Here is a 21,782-nt window from a genome sequence, read left to right as displayed (position 1 = left end):
CGCACCCGCATACCGGCGCACCGACCGTGCTGAAGATCGTGATCGCCGGTGGCTTCGGTGCCGGCAAGACCACCGCCGTGGGCGCGGTCAGCGAGATCACGCCGCTGAGCACGGAGGAGTACCTGACGGAGGCGAGCACGGAGGTGGACAGTCTGGCGGGCGTCGAGGCCAAGCAGACCACCACGGTCGCCTTCGACTTCGGCCGCCTCAGCCTGCCCGACGCGCCCGTGCCGCTGGAACTGTTCTTGTTCGGCACGCCCGGCCAGGACCGGTTCGTCGATCTCTGGTACGACCTCTCCCGCGGAGCGGTCGGTGCGGTCGTCCTGGTCGACACCCGCCGTCTGGACAGCAGCTTCACCCCTGTCAGCTTCTTCGAGGACATCGGTCTGCCCTTCGTCGTCGCTGTAAACCAGTTCGACGGAGCCCACCGCTATCACCCCGAGCAGGTCCGCACTGCCCTGCAACTCCCCGTCGGTGTACCGGTGGTCGTCTGCGATGCCCGCGATCCGAATCACGTCGCCAGCGTCCTGTTGGCCCTTGTCGGACACGCCGTGAAGAGCGCACCGGCAGATTCTTATCGCCCCACGTCTCCCACCACTCTCCAGGACGCCTGATGTCATATCCGCCCAACGACTCCTACCTCGTCCCGCAGGCCGCCTCGCCCACGCTGTCCTTGCCGCGACGCGGCCAGCAAGACACCGTCCACGGGTCGTCCGTCCCGGTCGGCGCCGTCGTCACCGGCTCCCCGGCCCCGGAGGCGATCGAACTGGCACAGCGTTATGAGCTGCTTGAACGCCTGGGCGTGCCCACCACTGCGAGCCAGGAATTCGACGCCCTCGCCACCGATATGGCCGACAAGGCCGGATTCCTGTACGGGTTCGTCAATCTCTTCCTGGAAGAGCAGACCTTCGTCGGACTGCACCAGCCGCCCGCGGACAGCGGGTACGTCATCATCGGCCGCGCCATGAGCCGCGACCACGGCTGGTGCCCGGACGTCATGGCCCGCAAGAAGGCCCTCCCGCTGCACGACGTACACGCCAGCCCGCGCTTCAGCGGCAACCACGTGATCGACGCGGTCGGGATCCGTTCCTACTTCGGCGCACCGCTCATCCATGAGAGCGGCATCTTGCTGGGCACGGTGGGCGTCATCGACCCCGAGAGGCGGCCCCTGAGCCAGGCCCGACGGATCAGAGACATCACCATCAGCGCCGGCGCCCAGACCATGGACATGATCACCCGCATGCCCGTCCGCTAAGCGCGTTCCGCCACCACGCCCGGAAGCCGCAGGCGAATCCCCGGCCGCTCCACCGTGTGACCTTCACCCAGGGAGAGGGAGACGACCATGCCCACCACATCCGCCACGCCGCCGCCGGCGCTGCGTCCCTACCTCGGCACTACCGACGCGGACTTGGCCCGGCACGAACTGCTGTGGGACGAGGCGGACGTCTTCGCGGCCGAGCACGTCGCGCCGCGCGCCGCACGGATGGAGGCAGCTCCGGGCAGGGTGGAGCGCAAGATCGCTGATCTGATGGCCGCCAAGCGGTGGTTCGCCGTCACCGTTCCGTCCGCCTTCGGCGGCCTGGGCGCCAGCCATGTGGCCAAGACGATCCTCGTTCACCGCATCGGGTACGTCTCACCGGCTGTCGCGGCCATCCTGCAGGCCACCCTGATCCCCGTCGGTGCCTTGTTGCACTTCGCCACGTCCGAGCAGAAGAGCCGCTGGCTGCCGAGGGTGGCGGACGGTTCGCTGCTCTTGTCGATCGCCGTGACCGAACCACGGGCCGGCGGGCACTTCGGCGGCATCGAAACCACCGCCGAGCGGACCGGCGATCAATGGGTGATCAACGGCAGCAAGGCCCATATCGGCAACAGCCATCTCGCGGGTGCCCACCTCGTCCTCGCCCGGACCTCCGAGCCCGGCGTGCGGACCTCCCAGGCACTGACCGCGTTCCTGGTCGAATCCGACCGCCCCGGGCTCTCCGTCTCCGACCACCGTCCCGGCCTGGGCCTGCACGGCTTCTCCGCCGGCCGCCTCGACCTCGACCACGTCCGCGTCCCCGCAGGCAACGTGGTCGGAGAGATCGGGCAAGGGCTGAGCGTGGCCCAGAGCAGCAGCATCCTCTACGGCCGGCCCAACCTGGCAGCGGTCAGCCTCGGCATCCACGAAGCGGTTGTGGCCACCACGACGGCACGCCTCAAAACACGCCCCCGCTACCGGGGCGTCCTGTCTGATCTGCCGGTCCTGCGGGACCGCATCGGTGATATGGAGGCCCGCCTGCGCGCCGCACGCATCCTGGCCTACCAGTCCGTGCACCTCCTCGACCAGGGCCTGTCCTGCGACACCGACCTGATCAACGCGAAGTACCTGGGCCACCGGTGGGCCTTGAAATCAGCCCAGGACGCCATGGAGCTGCATGGCGCCCAGGCACTGGACCGCGACTACGTCATTCAGCGCCTGTGGCGCGACATCCAGCACACCTACCCACCCGCCGGAACCGGCGAAGTCCAGCGCCTATGCCTCGCCGACGCCGCCCTCGACGATGACCAAATCCAGTGGTCCGAACGCCTCGCCGCCAAGACCAGCTGGGCACGCCCCGACCCCACCGCCGCATGAGCTGCCGCGCACGGTCCGCATCACAGGCCCCTGCCGCGAGCGGTGCTCAGCGGCTCGGCTGATTGCCAACTTCACCTTCAACGTGAAAGCCCGACATGACCACCACTACTCAGACCACGTCCCTCCCACCAGCCCAGCAGCGCGTCGCCCAGCACCTTGTGGACGGGCTCACTCCCCGCAACATCGCCGCCGGGACAGGGGTGACGATCGGCACGGTTCGCCAGTACATCGGCAACATCCGAACGACCCTGAACTGCCCACCCCGGTGCACGATGCCGGTCCTCATGCATTGCCTGTGCACCGGCAAAGAGGTCGAGCTTCCCCCGACGAATAGGCCAGTACCAGAGCTCATCCCGGAACAGAAGAGGCTGCTGCGGGCAGTCGCCGAGCACAGCAGACCCCGCGACATCGCGCTGGCCGCCGAGATCGCCCCCGCCGACCTCCGATCCGCAATCAACAAGCTGCTGGCCAAGACAGGGACGACCGACACCACCCAGCTCGTCGTCCTTGCACATACATGGGGCCTGTTGGGCGCCGGGCCGACCAGCACAGTGCACAGCGGGGCGAGCCAGTGAGCACAACATCCCCTTCCGCATCCGCCGGACCAGACCCCGCTCCCCTGCTCCAGCGCACTGCAGCGATACCGGCGACATACGAGGTGCGCTCGATGCACACGGACGCCGAACGAGCCAAAGCCGTCGCATTCGTCCAGGGCTGGCAGCGCTGGCTCAGCCTGCACGGTCTGCCTGCGCCCGCCCAAGCCGCTGTCCCAGCCCTCTTTCGTGCCCCAGCGGCGGAGCCGGCCGGGCTGTTCGAGGACGGGCTTCTACTCGCCTGCATGCTCCTGGAACGCGAGCCCGCCCTGAGCTGGGGCGATGGCCCGTGCCTCTTCCTCGGGCACGTCCACACCCTGCCCCATAGCTCCGACGACGCGCTCCGGCTGATCAGCCTTTGGGCCTCGGACTTCGCCGCCCGCCTCGACCTGCCGCACGTCCGGGCCGAGGCCCACGCCCGCCCCCGACTCGACACCGATCCCCCCGCCCCCGTCCTGAACCACCTCACCGACATGGGGTGGAACCTGCCCGACCCAGGAACCGAACAGAACTGGCAGCGAGTTGTCCGCCTCGAAATCGCAGCCGTGCACCGGCCCGAGCTGGACGCGCTCGTCGGCTACAGCGTCCGCGAGCCGCACCCTGCCAAGGACGGACGCCGGAGTGCCGCGTGACGGGCCAGCGCCCACGCTCGGCAGTCCGACTCGCCGGGCCGAGCTGCGATTCAGCCGCGCCGTCTCCCACCGATACAGCCGCCCACCCACGAGGTCTGCCATGTGCCCGCACTCCCCACCCTGTCCCACCGCCGACAACTCTGACCGCGACGCTGCGCAGGTGTCAGCGCTTCACCCCGAGCAAGGGTGGAGCCTGCTGTGCAACGGCGTCCTGCGCTTCGAGGACAAGGGAAAGCTACTCCCGGACGGCAGCAATATCGCCCCGCACCGCGGGCTGCACCTGTTGCAGGCGACGTCGACATGAATGAGCTACAGGCGATGAAGGTGCTCGCCAAGACGCCACGGCTGACCCGCCATCGATCATCAGGCAGCCATCTCATCTCGGATTCGGTCCAGCGCCTGTTCGGCTTCGCCCCGGACGTCCGGCAGCCGGCGCCCGGCGGTACGGATGACCCGCTGAAGTTGATGCGGCAGACGTTGACGAGCAGATTCCTGGATCGCAATACCAAGGGATTGCGCTGCTCCAACGTGATCACCGGCCAGCAGCTGAACGTGGCCCACCGTCACTGCTTCAATCACACGCCACTGCGGAGCGGCCGTAGTTGCGGGCAGCGGGCTGGCCTCGACGAGGCGTATGGCGATGTCCGGTCGGCCGGTGGCAATGAGGCCGCGCAAGCGGATCTCATACAAGGCGAACGGGTTGAACAGCGAAGTGTGCTCGGCCTGGTCCAAGAGTGTGTCGGTCTCGCGCATCACGGAATCGAACAGAGCGGTGTCGCCCAACTCACCGGCGGCACGTGCCAGCAGAGGGAGTACGGCCGCGCGAGCGGCGCTGCTATGAGCGAGTGCTTCTGCACGGTGGAGCCGCTCGACGGCCGCGCCGCGCAGGTTGGCCTTTCGCAACTCATTGCCGTGCATACGCAGGGCGTACGAGGCGAAGGCGACGTCGTCGAAGTGCCGGGCGATGTCGAGACCTTTAGCGGTCCATCGGGCTGCGATGTGCAGACGTTCCTCGGGCAGGACGTTCCCAAGTGCCACGCCAAGACCGACGCGTGCTTGGGCGAGCAGGCGCAGGGCTTCTCGCTCGGTGTGGCCGTCAGCCGCGCGAGCTTCGAGGCGGGCCACCAGGGGCCACAGCTCGGCGACGGCTTCGGAGGCGTGTCCGGACTGGCGGGCTATCTCGGCAAGCCGGACGGCGCTCTCGCCGAACTGCAGCATTGCGCGGTGATCCGTGTCTGCCGGGTCTGTGACTCCCAGGATGTGCGGAGGGATCTGCAGACGTTCGGCGACACGGCGCCGCGATTCCAAGTCGTCCAAACGCCGCTTGCCCAGCTCGAACAGAGAAACGTAGGTCTTGTCATACCCGATCAGCTAGCCGAGTTGAGTCTGGTTGAGTCCGTGAATGGCTCGGTAGAAGCGCAGGATGACGCCCAGGTCGCGACTGTCCAATGCCGCCTCGGCTTGAGGAGTGGCCCACCTCCACAACGCGTGCCGAGAAGTCGGCCTCAGATGCCCTGCCGCGTTTCCATCCCCGCTGGCCATGGCCGGTTACGGCTCCTTGCGGTCGCCCGCGGCGAGGGCGAGCTGCGCGTACTGGGTAGCGATGGATCGCTTGTACCCGTCCGGCATCACCAGGCCGGGCACTTCGGCCTCAGTAAAGAGGCCGACCTCTTTGTGCTCGTGGCTCACTACCGGTTGGCGTTCTGGTGTCAGGACGGCGCAGCCGTACGTAACGATCAGCACGCGGCGGCCTGGAATGGGTTCATACACCCAGGTGTCCAGGAGGCGCTCGGCGGTAACCTTCCAGCCGGTTTCTTCGTGGACCTCCCGCTCCAATGCGGCCTCGCAGCTGAGGTCAGGAGCCTGCTGGGTCGAGGTGTTTCCGATCTCCAGCCGTCCGCCCGGCAGTTCCCACTCCTGCCGTTCATTCTTCAGCAGCAGCACACGGCCACGTGTGTCAACGGCAACGCCTTTGACCGAGACCGGCCAGAGCGGCGGGGAGTAGGGCATCCCGCTCCTCGAAGTACAGGGGACAGGCCAGCTATCCGGAACGTAGCACGCAGCGCGCAACAACGGTGCGGTATAGCCGCTTTGCCGTGGTCGACAATCTGTCGCTTTACCGAGCCTCCCGCCCTTCCTGACAGTGGATACACCGACCCGCCACAAAGGAGCCCTGCGATGCGCCGTTCCTCAGCTGACCCGTTCGCGCGCCATCTCGTGGACGTCGCATCTCCCGACGCGCAGGACAAGATCGCCGGCCAACTCCGTGAGCGGGGACTTGTGACCGTTACGGGCCTTGCCTCGCGTACAGCGGTGCTGTCCTTCGCTTCGCGGATCATGGAGATTATCCCTCACCGGGATAGCGAATCCGATGGACTGACCACCATCCGCAACACGGACCAGCTAGCCGCGCGGCCCGGATTCGCAGGCTTCGGCTCGGGCGAGTTGGCGCCCCACACCGAACGCTCCGGAATTCCCGTACCGCCTCGCCTGATGCTCCTGGTCTGCAGGCAGAAGGCAACGGCGGGAGGGGAGTCCCTGCTCGCCGATGGGCGCGAGGTGCACACCGAGATCTTCCAACACTCCTACGAGGCTGGAGTAGCGCTCTCCACGCCCCGCACGGCGTACTTCGGCGCCGGCGACGGACACCTTGCCGAGATCTTCACAAATCACCCTGAAGGTGACGTATCCATCCGTCTACGGCTGGACCGACTAGCCCAGTTCAACCCGACCGTGCAGCCCTACGTGTCTCGACTCCGCTCCGTCATCTGCCGACACCAGCTCCGCCTTCCGCTGACGGCAGGCCAGGGATACCTCTTGGACAACCGGCGATGGCTACATGCGCGAACCGCCTTCACAGGCGACCGAGTGTGCTGGCGCGCTCTGGGCGAGCCCCACTTCAGCGTTCCGCACGGCTTCACCCCCAAGGCCCAGCCGATCCGACTCCGGCGAGCCACGGCCTCGACAACCCCCTAGTCCGCCGGCGAGCCCCACCTTCAGCACCACCGCGCCGAACTTTCGCAAGCCTCAGCGGAGTAGCCGCATGAGCATTCGTGCCGTTTCTTCCTCGCATGAGAACCGGAGCCCCCGTGCGCGGAGAACCCGAAACCACACCCGGTGGAGGAGGCGGCGCCGTGGCCCCGCGCCCGGCGGCGCTCCTTGCGGAGCATGCGGCCTGCCCTCAACTGTCCGCTTCCCGGCGGCCTCCCTATCCCCACTCGATGCATCAGTGCAGTCGGAAGGAAGCCTTATGCGCTATACGGTCACAAAGAAGATCGGCCCGATCAGCGTGATGCACGCCATCGTCGGCCTGCCGGACGGCCATCCGTGCCGCAATATGCACGGGCACAACCTGTACGTGGAACTCGCCATCGGTGCTGACCAGCTGGTGCGCCCCGGTTTCGTTGTCGACTTCAATGACCTCGAACCAGTCGAGAGCTACCTCAAGTCCTGGTCCCGTCTGGACTCCCTCGCCGTGCTCTTTCCCTCTGGCCGGGACGCCACCGTCGAGCACCTGGCCGAACACGTGGCGGACTGGTACACCGAGCAGATCCAGCCCAAGACGAGCGGGCATCTGCTGTCCGTGACCGTCCACGAGAACGACACCTGCTCCGCCACCTTCACGGTGCCGTCGGCGCTGGAGGCGACTCGATGAGCGCGGTCGCGGCGAAGATTCTCCAACAGGCGGCATCAGCCGGGGAGCTGGCCGTCAACGAGATGTTCGCGTCCCTGCAGGGGGAAGGGCCCTCGGCCGGACAGTGCGCCGTGTTCGTCCGCCTCGGCGGCTGCAACCTCGACTGCGGCGTCGGTCAGGGCGCGCGGTGGTCGTGCGACACCCCGCACACCTGGAAGTGGGACGAACCCGGCATAGACCCGGCCATGGAACTGAACGCCACTTCCATCGACAAGGTCGTCTCGGAAGTGGCCCGTCACCAGGCCCCCCGGGTGGTCATCACCGGTGGCGAGCCACTGCTCCAGCAGCGCGCACTGATACCTCTGGTCACCCAGCTGTGTGCGGCGGGCTACCTGGTCGAGTTTGAGACCAACGGAACGATCGCGCCGACGCCCGAACTGAGCGAGATCACCGCCCAGTTCAATGTCTCGCCCAAGCTCAGCGGTTCGGGCGTGCGGCACAGCAAGCGCCTCTCTTCGAGCGCCCTCACCGGCTTCAAGGCGTCCGGCAAGGCAATCTTCAAGTTCGTCATCACCGACCCGGCGCTGGATCTGCCGGAGGTCGAGGAGGTCGTCGGAGCCCACGGGCTCGACCCGGTGTGGCTGTTGCCTGAAGGTACTGACAAGGACACCATCCTCGGTGGCATGCGCGCCCTTGCCGATCTCGCCATTCCCCGTGGCTGGGCGGTCAGCCCGCGCCTGCACATCCTGATGTGGGGAGACGAGCGTGGCCGCTGATCTCCAGCTCGGTGCCGTCCTGTCCTGGCCGGACCTCGACCGCTACACCGGGCAGCTCGCCGAGCGCATCGCCGCGGAGGGGGCGCCGCAGACCATCGTCGGCATCATGCGCGGCGGCATGATCCCCGCGATCCAGCTTGCCCACCGGCTCACGGTGCGCGATGTGCGGACCGTGGAGGTCACGCACACCGCCAGCGACGCGATCAACGCGGCGAAGACCGGCGCGCCCGCCTATCGCAACCCTGCCTCGCTCGGCGACCTTGCCGGGCACGACGTGCTCCTGGTCGACGACATCGCCGGGAGCGGGGCGACCTTGGAGCACACCCGCCGCATGATCACCGGGCTCGCTCCGGGGCGACTGAGGACAGCCGTGGTGAGCGTGAACCTCGCGAACTGGCAGACCGCGTCCACCCCGGACACCGTCATCGACTACATCGCGCTAAACTGCGAAGGATGGGTGATCTTCCCGTGGGAGACCCACTGACCACGCCGGCCGCCAAGACGCGGCCCGAGCAGTACACGACCCGGCCGGGCACCCCGATGATCGGGCCGTACAGCATCAACCAGATGGACGACTTCTACACCGCGCTGTTCAACGGGTACGCGAAGCCGTCGGGAATCATGAACTTCCTGCAGCACCAGTACATCGCGGAGCGCTGTACTCCGGGCGCTCACGTGGTCGATGTGTGCTGTGGTCGTGGCCTGCAGTTGCCGATGCTCTACAAGACCGCCCCGTCCATCGCCTCCTACACGGGGCTGGACATCGCCGGGGACAACATCACCCAGGCTCAGGCCATGACCGGGCGGCTCAACGAGCACTACCAGGGCAGCCCCTTCAAGATCAGCTGGGTGGAGGCGGACGCGTCCGCGCCCTGGCCGCAGAGCGTCCCCAAGGCCGATGTCATGATCAACACGAGTGCGTTCGAGCATCTGCCCCGCGAGCGCGGAGTGTTGTGTCTCCGGCAGATGGCTGAGGGGCTGGCCGACGGCGGGCGGCTGTATCTGTCCACGCCCGAATCGCCCGGCCCGGCGCCCCGCCCCTTGCAGTACCGCGTGCATGTGTACGAGTGGAACCGTGAGGAGCTTGAGCCGGAACTCAACGCGGCGGGGCTCGAAGTCGTCGACGCCATCGGTCTGCTGCCCACCGAGCCCGAGCGGGTGGCGGCTGCCCTGGCCGGGCGCTTCGGCCAGGGCGCGGCCGAGCTTTTCGAGCGCCTGACTGGCGTCGTCCCGCAAGCCTTCCTCGATCCGCTCGCCGCGGCCGCGGTCCCGGAGGCCGCACAGGAGATCCTCTACGTGTGCCGGAGGCGGTCATGACGTTCTGGGTCAGCCTGGAGGGCCCCAACGGCGTTGGCAAGAGCCACCTGGCCCGGCGGCTGGCAAGGCGCCTGGGGCCGGACTGCGCACTGGCCGAAGAGCTCAGCGACCTGCACGGCGATGACCTGGCCCCGACGCTGGTCGATGTGCTCGCCGCCGGCAAGGATCCCTTTCTGCGCGGCGATGCCCCGCTGGCCCGCACCCTGATGCTGATGGCACTCAAGACCCGGGTTTGGGAGCAGTTCAGCATCACCGGCCCGCATCCGCCGGTGGTCCTGGAGGATCGGGGTGTGGACACCGTGGCGGCCTACCAGGCGGCGATCATCGCCGGGACCGGTGCCCCGGATGCCGCACTGCACCGCGAGATGGACCGCATCTATGCCGCCGCCACCGCCATGCGCCCGCTGCCGGACCTCACGTTGCTGCTCGTGGACGACCCGGCCGAATGTGCGCAGCGTTACGCGCTGCGCACCGGGGACCCGCTGTACCCGGCGGACAGGGCCCTGTCGGACTGCGCGATGCGCCTGTACCGGTACCGGGCCATGAAGGAGCCCGGCCGGATCAAGGTCATCAACCGGTGGGGGCTCAATGAGGCGGACTCGCTCGATCTGATGGAGAAGACCATCAGCGATGCCCTTTTCGCGCAGCGGGAGGTGAGCGGATGCTCCGCGACGTAGACCTTCTGTGGGCCCTGCGCAGTCCGTGCAATCTGGGCTGCACCTACTGCTATTTCGGGACCATCGAAGAACACCGCGAGCAGCCCGTGGTGCAGGCCGGGCAGCTCTCTCACCTGTCGCGCAACGACGTGTCCCTGGCAGACATCGTCCGCTTCACCGCCACCCTCGCCGACTCTCCGGTGCGCCGCGTGTTCCTTGCCGGCGGCGAGCCTCTCCTGTGGCCGCCGGTCCTCGAGATCGTCGAAGCGATCAAGAACAGTGGCATCGAGGTCGTGCTGTGCACCAACGGCATCCCCCTGGCCCGCGACGACATCGCCCGCAGGATCGTTGAGCTCGGCGTGGACGCCGTGTCGGTGTCTCTGGACGGCGACAGCGCTGGTATCAATGACCGCTACCGCCCTGCTCGCAACGGCAAGGATGGCTTCGATGACGTGCTTGCCGGTGTGCGGAACCTGAGCGAGTGGCGCGCCAAGGGTAGCGGAACACGGCCCCGCATCGGGCTGTACGCGGTGATCGGACGGCACAACATCGCCTCGATCAACACCGTGCCGAGCCTGGCCGGCGACCTCGGACTGGACTACTTCGTCCCTCAGCCCCTTCACCTCGATGCCGAGCACCCCCTGTATGAGGAGTTGAGCCTGCGGGAGCAGGACATCGAAGCGGTCGGCGCCGAGCTGGACCGGCTGTGGCGCAATCGGCCCGTGGGCTTGCCGGACACCACCTATCCCGGCCAGTTCCTCACCGCCATCACGCCTGGCTCCCGCCGCCACGTAGTGAGCTGCTTCGGCGGGACACGGCTGCATTTCATCGAACCGGACGGGTCCGTATGGGACTGCCCCTCCGGCCTCAAGATCGCCGCCACCCCCGTGGAGCGGCGCCGCTCCATCAAGGACCACAGTGCAGCTGCCCTCTTCGACCACGACGGCAGCTGCGCCGATTGCGTCCTCTTCTCGGCCGACTGCCTGCCCATGTGGCCGTTGACCGGCTTCTCCACCCTTCTCGCCGGGAGGCGTCCATGACTCGCGCCACCGTTGTGCCGGCCCCAACAGGAGGGGTACGTCCCATGGCCGACCTGTTCACCACCGAGCGCGCCCGCGCCTACGAACACGACCTCGCCCAGGCGCTCGGGGTGGCGCACGCCATCAGCGTCAGTTCCGGCACCGCGGCCTTGCACGTGGCGCTCCTGGCCGCGGGCATCGGGGGCGGGGATGAGGTCCTGGTCCCGGCCCTCACCGTGCCGATGTCGATCGCCGCAGTGCACCACGCCGGAGCCGCTCCCGTCTTCGTGGACTGTGATGCCGACGGCGTCGGCCTGGACCTGGACGATGCCGCCACCAAGCTCAGCCCGCGCACCCGCGCCGTCCTGCCCGTCCACCTGTGGGGCCGCGCCCCTGACCCCGGCGCCCTGCGTGCCTTCGCTGCCGAGCACCGCCTGCTGGTGATCGAAGATGCCTGCCAGGCGCTCGGCACTCACGTCGGCGGTCAACTCGCAGGTACCCACGGCGACATCGGCTGCTTCTCGACCAAGGACGGCAAGCTCATCTGGTCCGGGGAAGGCGGCTTCCTCGTAACCAACGATGACGCCTTGGCAGGCGAGGCACGCGCCCTGGCCAACCACTACCTCACCCCTCCCGACGGCTCGGCACCCCTCACCCGCATCGGCTTCAACTACCGCCTCGCCGAGCCACTCGCCGCCTACGCTCACACCAACCTCAGCTGCTTCAAGGAGCTCCTCGCGCACCGGCGCGCCCAGGCCAGTCTCCTTACCCGCTTGCTGGAAGACGTCGATCAGCTCGCCCCTCGGCACACCCCCGCGGGGTGGAATGGCTACAGCGCCCTGTTCGAGCTCCGCATCGACGAGCCGCGCGCGTTCTCCACGCTGCTCGCTTCCCGCGGCGTGCCCAACAGCGTCGGGACCTTCCACCTCACGGCCGCTGACCAGCGCCCAGCCCTGGTTACCCGCCCTGCGCCACCCTGCCGTCGCGCCGCCCAAACCATCGACCACACCCTCGCCGTCGTTCTGCACAACGCACTGACCGACGACCGCCTGCGCACGCAGGCCGCCACCATCGCCAAGGAGGCACGGGCGTGGACACCGTGACCCACCTCGCCCACGACGCGGACTACCTGAAAACCACCTTCCACGTCATCGACTTCGAGGGCACCACTCCCACCGGATACTCGCCCGAGCCGATCGAAGTCGCCGTCATCGGCCTGCACCACACACCGCAGGACGGCCCCCAACCCTCCGGATTCCGCTGGGAGTCCCTGATGCGCCCGCCCGCCCACGCCCCCGTCACCCCCGCGGACACCATGCAAATGGGCATCAGCGCCCAGGACATCGAGAACAGCACACCGGCCGCCGAGGTCCTGGCCCACCTGGACGCCGACCTCCCCGAAGCACCTGCCGTGCTCGTCGCCCACAGCGCCTCCGTCGAGGCGGGCTTCCTCTACCGCTACCGCACGCACTGTCCCCGCATGGCGATGCTGCCCGTCCTGGACACCATCCGCATGGCCAAACTTGCGCACCCCGACCTGCCCGCGTACAACCTCGACGCGTTGATCGGCCGCTTCTCCCTGCCCTACCCCTCCAAGCGGCACCGGGCCATGGCCGACGTCGAAGTCACCACGCTGCTCTTCCAGCGCCTGCTGACCGACCTTGCGCAAACGCGCACCGTCACCACCCTCGCCGATCTGATCAAGCGGTGTGCCAAGCCGCCCAAGGCCGCCGAGCCCGAACAGCTCACCTTTGGCTGAGACGCGAAGGGACCTCCACCGTGCATGAGCCCAGCCCCCACACCGGACTGCTCGTCAGCGTCGAAGGGATCAACGGAGTCGGCAAGGACTACCTCCTAGAGAGGTTCCGCCCCCAACTGGCCGCACCCAGCCATACGATCGCCGAGTTCTCTGCACGAATGCGCACCGACGGCACGCCCGGCCTGTCCGAACAGATCCTCAAAGCGATGCATCAGGCCAGCCAAGGCGACCACTTCCTTCGCGGCGGCACGCCCCGCAGCGAGACCCTGCTGCTCTTCGCCGTGAAAACCCACGACTACGAGCACAGCCGCCCCCGCCTTGCCGCCGGCGACATCGTCCTCGAAGGCCGCAGCCTGCACTCCACCGCCGTCTACCAGGCGCTGATCCTCCAGCAGGACCGCCCCCTGGAAACCGCTCGCCGCCTGCTCGACCTGGGAGCACAATGGCGCCCGCTCCCTGATCTCACCGTCTTCGTCACCGACGACGTGGACACCGCGTTGGAACGCGCACAGCAACGCGACCACAAGCAATTCACCGCCGAAGAGCGGCTCCTGCACCACCAGGCCGACGAGCTGTTCCGGGCCCTGGCCGCCACCAGTGACCGCAGCCGCATCCTTGACCGGCGGGCCACGCCCCCCGACACCGCAGCCGCTCGCATCGCCGAATGGATCAACGAGGCACTGCGCGCCGCGCGCGCCGCCGATGTGCCCGAGCAACGGACCGTTTCACCCGCCAGCGGTGAGGTCAGCCCGTGAGCGCCACAAGTTCGGCGATCCGGCCGAAGAGCTCCTTGCCGATCACCTTCGTGTCCTCCGGGGCGTACAGCTCACCGAGGTCCGCCTCAGACACCCATTTGAAGGGGTGTACCGCCACGGCCACCGGCTCCAGCGGCGCGTCGACGACCGCGACATACAGATGGTCGATGTGTACATGTTCTTCGGGGTGGTGGTTGTCCCGGTTCGCCTTGATGGCGACCGTCCACCACGGCGCAGTGACCGCCGGATGCGGATATCCATCCGGCAGTTCCAACACCGGTGCGGGCAGCAGCCGCCCCTCGAACCCGGACTCTTCGACCAGTTCCCGAACCGCCGCCTGCGCCGGGGTCTCATCTGTCTCGACGTGCCCGCCCGGGACCATCCACCACGCCAGCCGAGGATGCTCGATCATGCCGATGCGCCACTCACCGTCGACCACGGCGAAGGGGAACACGGAAGCAGTGGCGTGCTTGATGGTCATATGCCAGTCCCAGTCTTACCCGCAGGAAGCAGCCGCGGACGCGGCCGGATCGCCCGACTCTCCCACAGCGCCTTGGCCCACAAGCGTCGATTCGGCCACCCTTTGCCGTCCTGTCACTCGTGCGCGTGAGAGTGCCCTCCCGTCGCAACTCGACGGCATCCAGGGCCTCATCCTTGACTGGGACGGCACCCTCGCTGACACCCACCAGGCCCGCTACCGCGCCCTGGCCCAAGCTCTATCCCCCTACCACGTCGCGCTTCCTGAGACCTGGTATCGCCAGCACGCCGGCCTCCCGATCCTCGACCTGATCGCGCGGCTGCCCAAGCCCGTGCCCGCGTCGCGGGTTCGTGCCGCCAGCAGCCAACTGCTGCTTCACCACCTCCAGTCCGGCCGTCTGCGGCCCATCCCCGTCACCCTCGCTCTCCTACAGCAGGCTCATACCGCCGGGCTCCCCTGCGCCATTGCCTCCAGCGCCTCGCGCCCCTTGGTGGCTGCCGGACTGAGCTCCCTTGGCCTGCTCGACACCTTCCAGGCCGTAGTGACCGCCGACGACGTCGCCCAGGGAAAGCCTGCACCCGACGTGTTCCTGGAAGCCGCCCACCGCATCGGCGTACCAGCGCTTCGCTGTCTCGCGGTCGACGATGCGCCCGACGGGATCGCGGCGGCTCGCGCGGCTCGAATGAATGTCCTCACCCTCAGCACAGATCAAACGGCTCTGATCCGCCCCGCAAAGGAGGTGATCACACCGTGACCGCCGCGATCACCCATCAGCGCTGCCGCACCCACCGCGCTGCCTTCCCCACCTTCCTCGGACAACGCCTGGCCACCGCTGATGCCAGCCGCTTGCGCCTGCACCTCGACTGCTGCACCAAATGCTGGGCGGCGTGGAACAAGTTCCGGTGGCGCCAAGCGCATGGCTCCCCCCTCCTGCGTGAGCTGGGCGAGTTCCTCGCAGATGACTTCATCGCCTTCCACGATTCCTCGCGTGGCCTGGCTGCCGCCTGGGACAGGGCCCAGCCGACCACTCCGGCCGCACGCGCGGAGTTCTTCCGTTCCAGCACGGACTACCTCTACAACTCGACCATTTGGACCGCGAGCGGCAACCGCCCGCCCTACCTCCGCCAGGCTCTTCCTGTCCTCGAACGACTCGGCGTACGCACCCTCATCGACTACGGCTGCGGCATCGGCCAGGACACCCTCCAGCTGTGCACCCTCGGGTATGCCGTGACCCCGTGCGACTACCACTCGCCCTCGACTCGATTCCTCCAATGGCGCGCCGCGCGCGGCAACCGATCCGTTCAGGTCGTCGAGCCCACTCAACTCGACGACACGCCCGACGCTGACGCTCTATGGATCATCGACACTCTCGATCATCTGGCTCGCCCCCACCAGGAGCTGGCCAAGCCTCTGTCAGCCGTCGCCGCCGTCATCACCGAGAACATCAGCATCCACAAAGCGCACGGCACACAGGGGTTCCACAACCGCCGAACAACGGAAGAGCTGATCGGCTTCTTCGCCGCCCACGGCTTCAGGCCCGAAGTCCCGAGCCATCTCACCTCACACCTGACTGTGTGGCTCCGCTCTCCTCCCGATGCGGGGCAATGCGGCCATTTCAGCCAGGAGTGATGGTCCGGCGAGGTGCAGATGGTCCCTGAACGGCAAGCGCGGCCAAATGCGGCCTTGGAGCTACCGAAACCGGCACTGGGCCTTGATGACGAGCCGGCCCGCCGCACGGTACTGCTCACCGAGCTCAAAACCCGGCAGCCAACCGCCCCATCAATATGGGCGGTCTACCAGCCATGGAACCGTTGAAAGGAATCGAGACAATGCCCCCTTCAACCGGCCCCACCAAGACCTGGGCGGAACTCCATCAGGAGGGCATGGGACCAACCCAGGAAGCCTTCCTCGACCTGGTCCGGCGGACCAAGAACTCTCCATCATCCGCGGCGCCTCCCTCGCGCAGCTGACCACCGAGCGCGTCTGCGACGGGAACGACGGCAACGGCCTGTACGAGTTCGTCGTCCACGGCTACGGCCCCCCACGGCCAGTTGGCCGCGATGGAGATGACCGAGCAGGTCCAGCACTGGCAGCGCAACTACCGCGCCGCCCTCTGCCCGCACATCACCATCCGCCCCCTGGGCCCCAACAGCCCCACGCCCCCGACCGGTGCCCCGCACACGTTCGGCAAGAAGCACGCCGTCGTCACGATCGACTGGCCGACGACTCCCGGAACCGCAGCTCTGCTCACCGACGACGCCGGCCGCTACCTGCTCCACCTGCGCTCGGCGAACAAGCCGATCTGGCGCCCCGGCCAATGGGCCCTGCTCGGCGGCAACACCGAGAAGGGCGAGAGCTGCGACGAAGCCATCACCCGGGAACTCGACGAGGAAATCGGCCTCGCCATTGCGGACCTGACCGCCTTCGTCACTCTGGATGCCAGCGGAGCCTTCAAGGACCGCGTGCGCGTCTACCACGGCACGCTGAACACCCCCGCGCACGAGATCGAACTCCGCGAAGGCATCCAACTGCGCTGGACCAGCATCGACGAGATCGACGAGATGACCATGGACCCCGGCACCGCCGCGGTCCTGCACGCCCACCACAACCACACGCACCAGCCCGAGAGGCGTAAGGACGCGACGCTTCCCGTGCTGGAAGTCCGCGAACCGCGCGATCACCGCAGCCGCAGCATTATCGGCGCCCACCTCGTCCTCATCCGCGATGGCGCCGTCCTGCTGGGCAAACGCCACCCGGACAGTGCCTTCGCCCCCTCGACCTGGCACCTTCCCGCCGGCCACCGCGAAGACCTGGAATCCGCCGTCACCTGCATGGTCCGGGAAACCGAAGAAGAGACCGGACTCCGCATCCCGGAGACCGACCTCTCGCTCGTCCACGTCCTGGACCTGCTCGACCCCGGAAGCACGATCCCGCGCATCGGGCTGTTCTTCGCGCCCGCCCGCGGGGACGGAGAACCCGTCGTACGCGAACCCGAATGCTGCACCGAGTGGTGCTGGTGGCCGCTGGACGCCCTGCCCGAACCCATCGTCGAGTACACGCGCAACGCCTTGCAGGCCATCTCCCACGGCACCTTGTACGCCCCCATGGGCTGGTCCTGACGGGAGCTGCACCCCACCGATCGGCTCGGCCGGATCGCAGCAATTGCGCTGCGCTGCCCTCGCCAGAACCGCTATCGCCTGATCTGCAGCACGCCCGTCGAGGAGGCACTATGCCCGTCGAAGACGTCAACACCGAAGCCTGGACGATCTACGGCCAGCGTCAGCTCGCGCGCGCCTACACCCCGCCCGTCCCCGACCAAATGTGCTGGGCATCCTGGAAGGACGTCGGACCGGGCGTTGAAGTCCTCGGCGATATCGCGGGACGCCGTGTCCTGGACATCGGCTCCGGGGCCGGCCACCACGCCGTGCATCTCGTGCAGGCCCACGGCGCTCGCGTCACCGGAATCGAGCTATCCGCGACCCAGCACGAACGCGCCGTCTCCACGCACGCGCACGTCCCTGGAGTGGAGTTCGTACTTGGAGATGTGGCCGAGTACCTCGCCGGGGCCGAGCCGTTCGACGCCGCGTACGCGATTGGCACACTGGGGTTCATCGACCCGCGCCGTGTGCTGCCGGCGCTGCGCGAGGGGCTGCGTGCCGGAGCGCCGCTGATCCTTCACCCGTGCACACCGACCTGCACGGCCGCGGCCCCTCCACCGAGGTGGCACCGCGCGAGCAGATGATCCTGCTGCGCGATGACCCGCCGTTGCCGACCCAGATGTGGGTTCTGGCGCCGCAGCTGTGGGAGGACCTGCTCACCGAGTACGGCTTCCGCGTCGAGGCCATCGACCTGCTGCATCATCCCAACGAGAGCGCCCAGGTCATCCAGCAGCTCATCCGGGCGCGCCGCCTGCCCGCCCGGCCGGCACGGGCCTCCAGCCGCCCCGCAGCACCAGACCGCCTCTGGCGCACGCGGCCGTCGGTGTCGGAGCCATCCTCCTCAGCGGGCAAGGGGTCCTGCTGGGCCACCATCGGCGCGGCACCTTCGAACTCCCGGGCGGAACTGTCAAGGCCGAGGAGTCCTTCGAAGCCGCAGTCGTCCGTGAACTGGGTGAGGAGACGGTCTGATCGCCCGCCCATCAGACGTCACGCTCCTGGGCACGCTCATCGACCGGGTGGAAGGTGTAGGGAGCCGTTCTACTCCAGCAATTGGGCCCGTATCTCAGCAGTAGATGAGCAGTCGACGGTCTACCGGTAGTTCGTTAAGTCCGGCGGTAGAGGTCGATGCCGTGTCCGGTGGTGACCGCGTCGATCAGTGCCCGGAGCTCGGAGGGCGGGTCCTTGTCGGTCCAGGCTCGCCACCATTGGTTGAGGGTGATGGCGGGAGTCAGCCAGGATCGGATGGTGCGTAAGGCCCCGGGCCAGCAGGGCTGTTGGTGCTGGTGGGGCGTGGGCGGGCCCCCTCTCTGGCCCGTCGCCGGGGCATGGGTCCGGAGCGGTGGCGTCCACGGGTCCGGGCGGGGCGAACCACTGGTGCCAGCAGAAGGAGAAGGTGCAGTTGACCAGGGTCTGGTGGCGGCGGATGGCGCGGTCGGTGCGGACCTGGAAGTCGGCCCAGCCCAGTTCGTCCTTGATCTGCTTGTAGCTCTGTTCGATCCATGGCCGCAGGCCATAAAGGCGGACGATCTCGGTGAGGTCGGCCGGCGGGTGCGGGCCGGAGGCGGCGTTGGGGTGGGGGAGGTTGGTGGTCAGGTACCAGGTGGCCTTCTCCGGCAGGGTGGCCGGATCGGTGGTGGCCACGACCAGGCGGCAGGGTGAGTGGGGGCCATAGCCGCCGAGGCGGGCATCGGCGGCCCACCAGGTCTTGCTATGGCCGTCGCGGAAGTGACGCTCAACTGGGGTCCAGTCGCCGGGGTGCCTGGCATTGCGCCAGGTCAGGGTGCGGGCCGCGTCGACGGGGGTGTGCGGTTGGTTGGCTCGTGCCCAGGTGCCGCGGTGCGGTTTGAGCGCGACCACGTAGGCCAGCTCGGCCTCGCGCAGGGCGAGGTACCAGTCGTCGCTGACGGAGTAGCCGCAGTCGGCGACCACCGCCCGGCAGCCGAAGCCTGCCTCCTTCCCGCGGACCGCGAGAGCGGCACCGATCTGTGGTTTCGTGCGGAAGGCCGGGTCGGAGCGGGCGCGGGTGAAGTGATGGGCAGGCGTGTACGGCTGTGCGTGCAGCGGGTAGTAGACACGGCCGTCGGTCCACACCGTGGTCACCGTGACGATGCCGTTGTCCGTCTTGCCCAAACGGCCCAGCCACTGCCGGCCCACGTTGGCGGTCGCCGTGCCGTCCTTGCGGTCCCCGGAGTCGTCGATCACAATGACCCCGCCCTCGTGCGGAGCCGTCGCCGGCTCCTCGCGCAGCAGCTCGAGCCGCCGGTCGTTGACCGGATCGGCCTCCCAGGGGGACTCGGACAGGAAGAACTGCAGCCGCTGCACCCCCGGTATCCCCGCACCCGCCACCGGCTCGGCCCCGGCCAGGCACGTGATCGTCTTGTTCCGCTGACGCGGCGCCAACAGCCCCGTCAGATACTCGCGAAACCCCCGCCGCTGGGCCAGACTGAAGAAGAGGTCGTCGAACCGGGCCGCGTACTCCTCCAACGGCCCCGGCGCAGGCGGACACGGACGGCGAGCAGTCATCTTCGGCTCCCAGCAGGGCAGTTGACTCCTCCTACCGGCCTACGACCAGCCTCCACCGCCGTCAACCCACACGACCACCGGATTTAACGAACTACCGGTAATTGAGCAGATGGCATGGTGAAGTTGACGCCCTCCGAGCTGACCCTTTTCCACGGCCTCCCCCTGGGAATCACTCGTGCTGGATCAGGAACGCCTCATAGATGTCCATGATCAAGTCCGAGGGATCTTCGCCTCGATCCCTCATATCCAGCATTTCACCGAGGTCGGCTTTGGTGATGAATAGGATCACCTTTTCGTCATCACTGAAGATCGAGTTTCGGCGAATATGCGCCGACTTACTCGGCTCAACATTCGTGCAAAGTAAGGCAAGTCGACCCCAGGCCCGGCGCAGATAATTGGCGGTCTGATCGACTTCTTCCCGCCCAATCCCTGTCTTGTCGTAGTTCTTGAACTCCACTGCGATCATCCGAGCCTCAAGGTCCTGTCGGAAGATCCCCCAGTTGCTCGACGGGTCGAGGTGTCGGTTCGGAAAGACGGCGTCCCGGCGCTCCACATTGGAGTAGGTGTGCGCCTGGGGGGGTAGGCGGCCTGAGCGGCGGGACGAAAAGGTAGCTGAGTACATCGAGCGCGATCTCCTCAAATCTCTTCCACCCGGACGCCCCAGCCGGGCACGAGTCAAGGTCTGCACGCAATTGTGCAACTGTCAGTGCGGCTTGGGTGGCCATCCCCCTCACCGGCCTCGTTCGTAGTACGAGCGCCCGTACTTGCGCACCAGGTCAGGATGTTTGAGTAGCAGGTACTTGACCTGAGCGCCGTCCAAGACGCGGATCTCGGGGGACTCCGGGAGTGAGGCAAGGTCCGTAAGTGCGCGCTTGGCCACTGAGGTGAGCTGACCATTCGTCACAATCATGACGGCTCGGCCACCTCCTGCCCTGGCGACCTTCTGCGCAATTTCATGCACGGCCGCCACCGACACGCGTGAATGCCGATACGCCTTGACCTCCACGACGTACTTGATCGGCGGCATCTTGTCGGTTCCGGGGGTCTTCGCTACGAAGTCGTATCCACGGTCTCCCGCTCCGCTGAAGGCGATGACGTCGAAGCCCTCACTACGGAGAAGATCCTCTACCAAATTCTTGAAATTCGCCGGCCGGAGGTCCAGGAGGTCAAGCGCCCTCCCTCTTTCGATTCTCCGTGTGAGTTCACCGATCGACGCCTCTCCGTGCGTCATAGTCACCCCGGCTCGCCCCCTCAGCGGTTGGGGCACTGGCCCTGACCCAAGAATCACTGGGATGACATCGACACCACGCTGATCCATGCTGCTGTCAAGACTGCGCAGTTGCTCATCATTCGGAGGCATGTTCGGAGAGACCAGAAGGAGTAGCGAGTCAGCGCCTTTGAGACCCAAAAGGAGCCCCGCCTGCCTGCTCTCTCCTAGAGCCGTCGCTTGCTCTCCCCGCCCTACGTATTGCTCCATTCTCCGCACAGTGAAGCCGTGTCGGGCCAGACCGGAAACGATCTCCTTGGCCCAAGGCCGATCGGGCGTCAAGTGCCACATCAACACGGCGTGTGAGCCGCTCTCGTGTGCCACGGCCTCCTCCATTCCCGGTTCGTGCCGACGCTCACTCCGCTTCGAGTGGCGCCGCTTGGTGGGCCCTTCACTGTAGAACTCCACACGGTGGCCAGAGCGATGGATCGTCATCAGGCGGTCGGTAGCCGCAGCGACGTCATGCTGGTGGCGGCCGGCTGTGCTGCAGGGAAAGCCCGGCAAGACTGGCTACGGAGCTGCGGGCAGAGCCATTTCAGCGAGCCCCAACGCTGACCACCGGAGACGGAATCCGGGAGCCTGGAGCCGCGGCACCGTCAGT

General features: G+C 67.5%; 27 protein-coding genes. 21 read left to right on the top strand and 6 right to left on the bottom strand.

Annotated elements, in window-relative coordinates; genetic code table 11:
* Positions 1–26 precede the first annotated feature (26 nt).
* The 6 genes from ACWFRJ_RS40175 (at position 27) to ACWFRJ_RS40150 (ending at position 4,143) form a co-directional block, all read left to right on the top strand.
* Positions 27–614: a GTP-binding protein gene (locus ACWFRJ_RS40175; protein ID WP_453543093.1), complete on the top strand. Its 588-nt coding sequence runs from the start codon at positions 27–29 to the stop codon at positions 612–614.
* Positions 614–1,255 carry a GAF domain-containing protein gene (locus ACWFRJ_RS40170; protein ID WP_453543090.1) on the top strand — a complete coding sequence of 214 codons (642 nt, stop codon included), beginning with the start codon at positions 614–616 and terminating at the stop codon, positions 1,253–1,255. The genes ACWFRJ_RS40175 and ACWFRJ_RS40170 overlap by 1 nt, the downstream gene beginning before the upstream one ends.
* An 87-nt stretch (positions 1,256–1,342) precedes the next feature.
* Positions 1,343–2,614, top strand: a complete 1,272-nt coding sequence (locus ACWFRJ_RS40165; protein WP_453543087.1) for an acyl-CoA dehydrogenase family protein — start codon at positions 1,343–1,345, stop codon at positions 2,612–2,614.
* Positions 2,615–2,709: 95 nt separating this feature from the next.
* Complete coding sequence (locus tag ACWFRJ_RS40160) at positions 2,710–3,189, top strand: helix-turn-helix transcriptional regulator (RefSeq protein ID WP_453543084.1); 480 nt, start codon at positions 2,710–2,712, stop codon at positions 3,187–3,189.
* Positions 3,190–3,281: 92 nt separating this feature from the next.
* Positions 3,282–3,839: a hypothetical protein gene (locus ACWFRJ_RS40155; protein ID WP_453543081.1), complete on the top strand. Its 558-nt coding sequence runs from the start codon at positions 3,282–3,284 to the stop codon at positions 3,837–3,839.
* A gap of 100 nt (positions 3,840–3,939) precedes the next feature.
* Entirely contained in the window at positions 3,940–4,143 is a 204-nt protein-coding gene (locus ACWFRJ_RS40150; RefSeq protein WP_453543078.1) for a DUF5999 family protein, read from the top strand.
* Between the two features lie 59 nt (positions 4,144–4,202).
* Here ACWFRJ_RS40150 and ACWFRJ_RS40145 read toward each other — a convergent pair whose 3' ends face one another.
* Together ACWFRJ_RS40145 and ACWFRJ_RS40140 are read right to left on the bottom strand one after the other, a co-directional pair.
* On the bottom strand, positions 4,203–5,057 hold the full coding sequence (locus ACWFRJ_RS40145) for a hypothetical protein (protein ID WP_453543075.1): 855 nt from the start codon (positions 5,055–5,057) through the stop codon (positions 4,203–4,205).
* Between the two features lie 330 nt (positions 5,058–5,387).
* Positions 5,388–5,849 carry an NUDIX hydrolase gene (locus tag ACWFRJ_RS40140; protein WP_453543072.1) on the bottom strand — a complete coding sequence of 154 codons (462 nt, stop codon included), beginning with the start codon at positions 5,847–5,849 and terminating at the stop codon, positions 5,388–5,390.
* Positions 5,850–6,017: 168 nt separating this feature from the next.
* Here ACWFRJ_RS40140 and ACWFRJ_RS40135 point away from each other — a divergent pair, with 168 nt between their 5' ends.
* From ACWFRJ_RS40135 to ACWFRJ_RS40090, 10 genes are all read left to right on the top strand, one after another.
* Positions 6,018–6,815 carry a TauD/TfdA family dioxygenase gene (locus ACWFRJ_RS40135; RefSeq protein WP_453543069.1) on the top strand — a complete coding sequence of 266 codons (798 nt, stop codon included), beginning with the start codon at positions 6,018–6,020 and terminating at the stop codon, positions 6,813–6,815.
* 274 nt (positions 6,816–7,089) lie between these two features.
* Positions 7,090–7,494, top strand: a complete 405-nt coding sequence (locus ACWFRJ_RS40130) for a 6-pyruvoyl trahydropterin synthase family protein (protein ID WP_453543066.1) — start codon at positions 7,090–7,092, stop codon at positions 7,492–7,494.
* Complete coding sequence (locus ACWFRJ_RS40125) at positions 7,491–8,249, top strand: 7-carboxy-7-deazaguanine synthase QueE (RefSeq protein WP_453543063.1); 759 nt, start codon at positions 7,491–7,493, stop codon at positions 8,247–8,249. Before ACWFRJ_RS40130 ends, ACWFRJ_RS40125 begins: the two co-directional genes overlap by 4 nt.
* Complete coding sequence (locus ACWFRJ_RS40120; protein WP_453543060.1) at positions 8,239–8,733, top strand: phosphoribosyltransferase; 495 nt, start codon at positions 8,239–8,241, stop codon at positions 8,731–8,733. Before ACWFRJ_RS40125 ends, ACWFRJ_RS40120 begins: the two co-directional genes overlap by 11 nt.
* Positions 8,703–9,566 carry a class I SAM-dependent methyltransferase gene (locus ACWFRJ_RS40115; protein WP_453543057.1) on the top strand — a complete coding sequence of 288 codons (864 nt, stop codon included), beginning with the start codon at positions 8,703–8,705 and terminating at the stop codon, positions 9,564–9,566. The genes ACWFRJ_RS40120 and ACWFRJ_RS40115 overlap by 31 nt, the downstream gene beginning before the upstream one ends.
* Complete coding sequence (locus ACWFRJ_RS40110; RefSeq protein WP_453543054.1) at positions 9,563–10,243, top strand: hypothetical protein; 681 nt, start codon at positions 9,563–9,565, stop codon at positions 10,241–10,243. The genes ACWFRJ_RS40115 and ACWFRJ_RS40110 overlap by 4 nt, the downstream gene beginning before the upstream one ends.
* Entirely contained in the window at positions 10,228–11,262 is a 1,035-nt protein-coding gene (locus ACWFRJ_RS40105) for a radical SAM protein (protein WP_453543053.1), read from the top strand. Before ACWFRJ_RS40110 ends, ACWFRJ_RS40105 begins: the two co-directional genes overlap by 16 nt.
* A 44-nt stretch (positions 11,263–11,306) precedes the next feature.
* Positions 11,307–12,344 (top strand): DegT/DnrJ/EryC1/StrS family aminotransferase, encoded by a 1,038-nt coding sequence (locus ACWFRJ_RS40100; protein WP_453543051.1) that lies wholly within the window; start codon positions 11,307–11,309, stop codon positions 12,342–12,344.
* Positions 12,332–13,000, top strand: a complete 669-nt coding sequence (locus tag ACWFRJ_RS40095) for a 3'-5' exonuclease (RefSeq protein ID WP_453543049.1) — start codon at positions 12,332–12,334, stop codon at positions 12,998–13,000. The genes ACWFRJ_RS40100 and ACWFRJ_RS40095 overlap by 13 nt, the downstream gene beginning before the upstream one ends.
* Before the next feature lie 20 nt (positions 13,001–13,020).
* Complete coding sequence (locus tag ACWFRJ_RS40090) at positions 13,021–13,755, top strand: dTMP kinase (RefSeq protein ID WP_453543046.1); 735 nt, start codon at positions 13,021–13,023, stop codon at positions 13,753–13,755.
* On the opposite strand, the gene ACWFRJ_RS40085 is transcribed toward ACWFRJ_RS40090, so the two are convergent.
* Positions 13,745–14,236 (bottom strand): NUDIX domain-containing protein, encoded by a 492-nt coding sequence (locus ACWFRJ_RS40085; protein ID WP_453543043.1) that lies wholly within the window; start codon positions 14,234–14,236, stop codon positions 13,745–13,747. The genes ACWFRJ_RS40090 and ACWFRJ_RS40085 overlap by 11 nt on opposite strands.
* Between ACWFRJ_RS40085 and ACWFRJ_RS40080 the strand changes: the two genes are divergently transcribed.
* The 5 genes from ACWFRJ_RS40080 (at position 14,229) to ACWFRJ_RS40060 (ending at position 18,360) form a co-directional block, all read left to right on the top strand.
* Positions 14,229–14,987: an HAD family hydrolase gene (locus ACWFRJ_RS40080; RefSeq protein WP_453543040.1), complete on the top strand. Its 759-nt coding sequence runs from the start codon at positions 14,229–14,231 to the stop codon at positions 14,985–14,987. The genes ACWFRJ_RS40085 and ACWFRJ_RS40080 overlap by 8 nt on opposite strands.
* Positions 14,984–15,862, top strand: coding sequence for a hypothetical protein (locus ACWFRJ_RS40075; protein ID WP_453543037.1), 879 nt, complete (start codon positions 14,984–14,986; stop codon positions 15,860–15,862). Before ACWFRJ_RS40080 ends, ACWFRJ_RS40075 begins: the two co-directional genes overlap by 4 nt.
* A 437-nt stretch (positions 15,863–16,299) precedes the next feature.
* Positions 16,300–17,352 (top strand): NUDIX hydrolase, encoded by a 1,053-nt coding sequence (locus ACWFRJ_RS40070; protein WP_453543035.1) that lies wholly within the window; start codon positions 16,300–16,302, stop codon positions 17,350–17,352.
* Positions 17,353–17,462: 110 nt separating this feature from the next.
* Positions 17,463–17,975 carry a class I SAM-dependent methyltransferase gene (locus ACWFRJ_RS40065; RefSeq protein WP_453543032.1) on the top strand — a complete coding sequence of 171 codons (513 nt, stop codon included), beginning with the start codon at positions 17,463–17,465 and terminating at the stop codon, positions 17,973–17,975.
* Positions 17,976–18,012: 37 nt separating this feature from the next.
* On the top strand, positions 18,013–18,360 hold the full coding sequence (locus ACWFRJ_RS40060; RefSeq protein WP_453543029.1) for an NUDIX domain-containing protein: 348 nt from the start codon (positions 18,013–18,015) through the stop codon (positions 18,358–18,360).
* Positions 18,361–18,480: 120 nt separating this feature from the next.
* Here the strand turns inward: ACWFRJ_RS40060 and ACWFRJ_RS40055 are convergent, their stop codons facing one another.
* From ACWFRJ_RS40055 to ACWFRJ_RS40045, 3 genes are all read right to left on the bottom strand, one after another.
* Positions 18,481–19,914: an IS701 family transposase gene (locus ACWFRJ_RS40055; protein ID WP_453543026.1), complete on the bottom strand. Its 1,434-nt coding sequence runs from the start codon at positions 19,912–19,914 to the stop codon at positions 18,481–18,483.
* A gap of 169 nt (positions 19,915–20,083) precedes the next feature.
* Positions 20,084–20,536 (bottom strand): hypothetical protein, encoded by a 453-nt coding sequence (locus ACWFRJ_RS40050; protein WP_453543024.1) that lies wholly within the window; start codon positions 20,534–20,536, stop codon positions 20,084–20,086.
* Positions 20,537–20,644: 108 nt separating this feature from the next.
* The gene (locus ACWFRJ_RS40045; RefSeq protein WP_453543021.1) at positions 20,645–21,505 is read right to left on the bottom strand and encodes a restriction endonuclease; all 861 of its coding nucleotides are present in this window, start codon (positions 21,503–21,505) and stop codon (positions 20,645–20,647) included.
* Positions 21,506–21,782: the final 277 nt, after the last annotated feature.

It is taken from the genome of Streptomyces sp. NPDC055239, from assembly GCF_053606205.1.
This window is presented reverse-complemented; position numbering and strand designations above follow the sequence as displayed.